Source organism: Microbacterium sp. (assembly GCF_039812165.1).
In the GTDB taxonomy this organism is placed as follows: Bacteria; Actinomycetota; Actinomycetes; order Actinomycetales; family Microbacteriaceae; genus Microbacterium.
Window position 1 is genome coordinate 1 of sequence record NZ_JBDIAB010000214.1, and the last position, 4,631, is coordinate 4,631.

Here is a 4,631-nt window from a genome sequence, read left to right on the forward strand (position 1 = left end):
GTCATGGTAGCCGCCCCCTCAGGCCTCGTCGCGGAGCTCGGCGCGAATGCGCCGGAGGTCCTCCATGAGCGATCCGACGAGGATCCAGTGATCGGATGCCGGCGGCCGCACCACGAGCGGAGCCGTCAGCGCCGGGATCGCCGACGTGAGCGCCTCGGGCTCGGGGGCGAGCTCGGCCAGCTGCACCGCGAGGCGCACGTCGTGCCCGGCGCGGCGCAGCTGCTCGGCGATCGCGTGCACGGTGGGCTCGTCGCCGAGCGTCTCGTCGTAGTGGTCGACGCACGCGCGCGTCATGCCGATCAGCTGCGTCACGATCGGGCTCAGGCGGTCGACGAGGGCGCGCATCGCGCGCAGCTCGTCGCGATGCGCCGACCGCCTCGGGTTGAGGGCGAGGGACTCCTCGGCCGCCTTGATGGACGTGTCCGCGGCATCGCGCACCGGCCGGAGGAGGCGCGCCTCGACCATGAGCCCCTGCAGCTGACCGGGCGTCTGCGTCGAGGTGAGGGCCACGGCGAGCCGGTCGAGGCTCGCGGCGAGCTCTCCGCCGAAGAGCGCGAGGTCGCGCCGGGCCGGGGCCACGAGGACGGGCGGGACGATCAGGGCGTTGACGACGATGCCGATGACGGCGCCGATGAGCGTCTCGAGCACGCGGTCGAGCGCGTAGTCGGGGCTCGACGACCCGAGCGCGAGCACCAGCATCGCCGAGATCGCGACCTGGTTCGCCGCCCCCGGCGTGGCCTTGAACACCCACGCCACGAGCATCGCGACGACGACCGCGAGGAGCACGAGCCAGCTCAGCTGCCCGAACAGGAGCGTCAGCAGCACCGCGATCACGACGCCCGCGAGCACCCCGATGCTGCGCTCGATCGCCTTCGCGAACGACTGGTTGATGCTCGGCTGCACGACCAGCAGCGCCGCGATCGCCGCGAACACCGGCAGCGGGCCGGGGATCAGCCAGCCGGCGACGAGCCACGCCGAGATGGTCGCGACCGCCGACTTGAGCACCTGCAGCAGGGGTGCGCGCTTCGCGGAGCGGATGGCGGCGGTCATGCCCATGCCGCCCACGCTACCCGCACCGTCTCGGCGGGCCGGCGCGCGGCATCCGTCGCCGCCCGTCGAACCGGACCCGGCCGGCGCTCAGGCGGCGAGGAGCCGGGCGCCGGGCACCGGCCCGTGCACGTGGCGGGCGTCGAGACCGGATGCCACGAACTCCTCGCACAGGTCGGCCGCGGCGACCGGGCCGCCGGCCAGGAAGGCGAGCGTGGGCCCCGACCCCGAGACGATGCCCGCGAGCGCTCCCTGCGACTCGCCGAGGGCGACGAGCGCCGCGAGATCGGGCCGCAGCGAGAACGCCGCGGCCTGCAGGTCGTTGTTCACGGCGGCGGCGAGCGCCACCGGATCGCCGGCCCGGAGCGCCTGCAGCACGGCCGGAGCCACGCGGGGCTCCGCCTGCGGGCGGAGCGCGCGGCCGGCGTCACGCAGACGGTCGAGCTCGCGGTACACCGTGGGCGTCGAGAGGCCCTCGTCGCTCGTCACGAGCACCCAGTCCACGCGCCCGTGCGCGAGCGCGGGCGTCAGCACGTCGCCGCGCCCGGTGCCCACGGCGGTGCCGCCCAGGAGCGAGAACGGCACGTCGGCGCCGAGCCGCGCCGCCAGCCGGTGCAGGTCGGCGTGGGTCAGCCCGCCGCCCCACAGCGCGTCGCACGCGAGAAGGGCGGCCGCGGCATCCGCCGACCCGCCCCCCATGCCGCCGGCGACCGGCACGCCCTTGTGCACGTCGAGGTGCACGCCGCCCTCGTAGCCGAGCTCGCGCGCCACGAGCCGCGCCGCACGGATCGCGAGGTTGCGGTCGTCGCGCGGCACGCCGCTCGTGTCGACGTCGCCGTGCACCTCGATCGTGAAGCCGTCGGCAGGGGTGGCGACGACGTCCTCGAAGAGCGACACCGCCTGATACGCGGATGCCACGTCGTGATACCCGTCGGGCCCGGCCTCGCCGACCTGGAAGAAGACGTTGAGCTTGCCGGGTGCACGCACGTGCACCCGGCGCGCCGGCTCGGCGCTCACACCCGGGACGAGCTCGCCCACAGGTCGACGTCGATGCTGTCGGACAGGGCGTCGATCTGCTCGAGCTCCTCGATCGTGAACGCCGGCCCGTCGAGGGCCGCGAGGTTCTCGTCGAGCTGCTCGGGCCGCGACGCGCCGATGAGCGCCGACGTGACCACCGGGTCGCGCAGCACCCACTGGATCGCCAGCTGCGCGAGGGTCTGACCCCGCTCCTGCGCGATGACGTTCAGCGAGCGCAGGGCCGACAGCGCGCTGGCGCTCAGCCGTCCGTCCGGCAGCGACCCGCGCTTCTGCGCGCGCTCCGCGGTGCCGTCGGCGAGGTACTTGCCGGTGAGGAGGCCCTGCGCGAGCGGCGTGAACGCGATCGCGCCCATGCCCTCCTGCTTGAGCACGCCGGTGAGGCCGTCCTCGACCCAGCGGTTGAGGATCGAGTACGCGGGCTGGTGGATGACCAGCGGCGTGCCCAGCGACCGCGCGACGGCCTTCGCCGCGATCGTGCGCTCGGCGCTGTACGACGAGATGCCGACGTAGAGCGCCTTCCCCTGGCGGACGAGCGTGTCGAGGGCGCCGATCGTCTCCTCGATGGGGGTGACGGCGTCGGCGCGGTGCGAGTAGAAGATGTCGACGTAGTCGAGGCCCATGCGCGTGAGCGACTGGTCGGCGCTCGCGAGGAGGTACTTGCGCGAGCCCTGCGTGCCGTACGGCCCGGGCCACATGTCCCAGCCCGCCTTCGACGAGACGATGAGCTCGTCGCGGTACGGCGCGAAGTCCTCGCGCATCATGCGGCCGAAGTTCGTCTCGGCGGAGCCGTACGGCGGACCGTAGTTGTTGGCCAGGTCGAAGTGCGTGATGCCGCGGTCGAACGCGTGCCGCAGGAGCGCCCGCTGGTCGTCGAACGGGATGTTGTCGCCGAAGTTCCACCACATGCCGAGCGACAGCGGCGGCAGATACAGGCCGGAGTCGCCCACCTGGCGGAAGTCGGCGCCCTCGTAGCGGTCGGCGGCGGCGGTGTAGGGACGATGCGTGTCGCCGTTGCGGCACGCGGGGAAGCGTTCGGAGACTGTCACCGCTCCAGGCTAGCGACCCTCTCCGGTGTCGTGGGCGGATGCGCGGGCGATCGAGACGAAGTCGTCGATCGACAGCTGCTCGCCGCGCGCGGTGGGGTCGACGCCGGCGGCCTGCAGGATGCCGCTGGCCGCGGCCGCGGAGCCGCCGAGCACCCCGACGAGCGACTGCCGGAGCATCTTGCGACGGTGCTGGAAGGCGGCATCCACGATCTCGAACACGGCCCGGCGCTCGGTGTCGTCGCCGCGCGGAGCGGCGTCGCGCTCGAACGCGACGAGCACGCTGTCGACGTTCGGGACCGGCCAGAAGACCTGCCGCGAGACGGTGCCGGCGAGCCGCCACGACCCGTACCACGCGGCCTTGATGCTCGGCACGCCGTACACCTTCGACCCGGGCGGCGCGGCGAGGCGCTCTCCCACCTCGGCCTGCACCATGACGACGCCGCGCTGGAGGGCGGGGAACGTCTGCAGGAAGTGCAGCAGCACGGGGACACTGACGTTGTACGGCAGGTTCGCGACCAGCACGTTCGGGTCGCCGGGCAGCTCGGTGACGCGCAGCGCGTCGGCGTCCACGACGGTCAGCGCGCCGTCGGCGACGCCGTGGGCGGCGGCGGTCGCGGGCAGGCGCGCGGCGAGGCGGTGGTCGATCTCGACCGCGGTGACGGATGCCCCGGCCTCGAGGATCGCGAGGGTCAGAGACCCGAGCCCCGGCCCGACCTCGACGACGCGGTCGGCCGCGGCGACGCGCGCGACGTGCACGATCTTCCGGACCGTGTTCGCGTCGACGACGAAGTTCTGGCCGAGCTTCTTGGTCGGCGTGACGTCGAGGTCGGCGGCGAGCGCGCGGATCTCGGCGGCGCCGAGCAGGGTCACAGACACGGACTCACCGTACCCGCGATGCCGCAGTCGTCGGCATCCACACCCGGCCGCACACCCGCACCTGCTCCCGGATCAGGAGATCTGACGAGGACAGGACGAAACGGCCGGAATCGACCTGTCTCCGCCAGATCTCCTGATCTGAGCGCGCGGGCGGCGCCTGCACGCGCGGCGCCTGCACGGCCGGCACATGCGCGGCCTGCCACCGCCCGGGGGCGCCGCAGCGCGGGCAGGACGCATCCGCTCCCCGTCACGATGTCGCAGGGACGGCCGAGGCCGCGGCGGCGGCCTTCGCGGCGGCCGGGAGCGCGGCGACGATGCGGTCGATCGCGGAGTCGTCGTGTGCGGCCGTGAGGAACCACGCCTCGAACGCCGAGGGCGGGAGCGACACCCCGGCATCGAGCATGGCGTGGAAGAACGCGGCGTACGCGGCGGTGTCCTGGCGGCCGGCGGTCTCGTAGTCGGCGACACCGCCGGCGACCCGCTCGCCCCAGAACACGCTGAACAGCGTCCCCGCGGTCTGGACGACGTGCGGCACGCCCGCGGCGGCGAGTGCCTCGCCCACGGCGGTGCGGACGGCGACGGATGCCTCGTCCAGCCGCCGGTACACCGCGGCATCCGCGTGCC

The 4,631-nt window shown here is 73.9% G+C and carries 4 protein-coding genes and 1 pseudogene; all 5 read right to left on the reverse strand.

The window, feature by feature from the left end; genetic code table 11:
- Positions 1 to 18: 18 nt before the first annotated feature.
- Positions 19 to 1,056: an FUSC family protein gene (locus WML84_RS13045; protein WP_347346573.1), complete on the reverse strand. Its 1,038-nt coding sequence runs from the start codon at positions 1,054 to 1,056 to the stop codon at positions 19 to 21.
- Positions 1,057 to 1,137: 81 nt separating this feature from the next.
- Positions 1,138 to 2,085: a 4-(cytidine 5'-diphospho)-2-C-methyl-D-erythritol kinase gene (locus WML84_RS13050; protein ID WP_347346574.1), complete on the reverse strand. Its 948-nt coding sequence runs from the start codon at positions 2,083 to 2,085 to the stop codon at positions 1,138 to 1,140.
- Entirely contained in the window at positions 2,061 to 3,131 is a 1,071-nt protein-coding gene (gene mgrA, locus WML84_RS13055; RefSeq protein WP_347346575.1) for an L-glyceraldehyde 3-phosphate reductase, read from the reverse strand. Before mgrA ends, WML84_RS13050 begins: the two co-directional genes overlap by 25 nt.
- A 9-nt stretch (positions 3,132 to 3,140) precedes the next feature.
- Positions 3,141 to 4,007: a 16S rRNA (adenine(1518)-N(6)/adenine(1519)-N(6))-dimethyltransferase RsmA gene (gene rsmA / locus WML84_RS13060; protein ID WP_347346576.1), complete on the reverse strand. Its 867-nt coding sequence runs from the start codon at positions 4,005 to 4,007 to the stop codon at positions 3,141 to 3,143.
- A 247-nt stretch (positions 4,008 to 4,254) separates the two neighbouring features.
- Positions 4,255 to 4,631 (reverse strand): annotated as a pseudogene (locus WML84_RS13065) (glutamate-1-semialdehyde 2,1-aminomutase); the annotation flags it as partial.

Bases quoted from the DNA above. Each gene is read 5' to 3' on its own strand.
- WML84_RS13045 (WP_347346573.1), bottom strand. From the start codon at position 1,056: ATGGGCATGACCGCCGCCATCCGCTCCGCGAAGCGCGCACCCCTGCTG.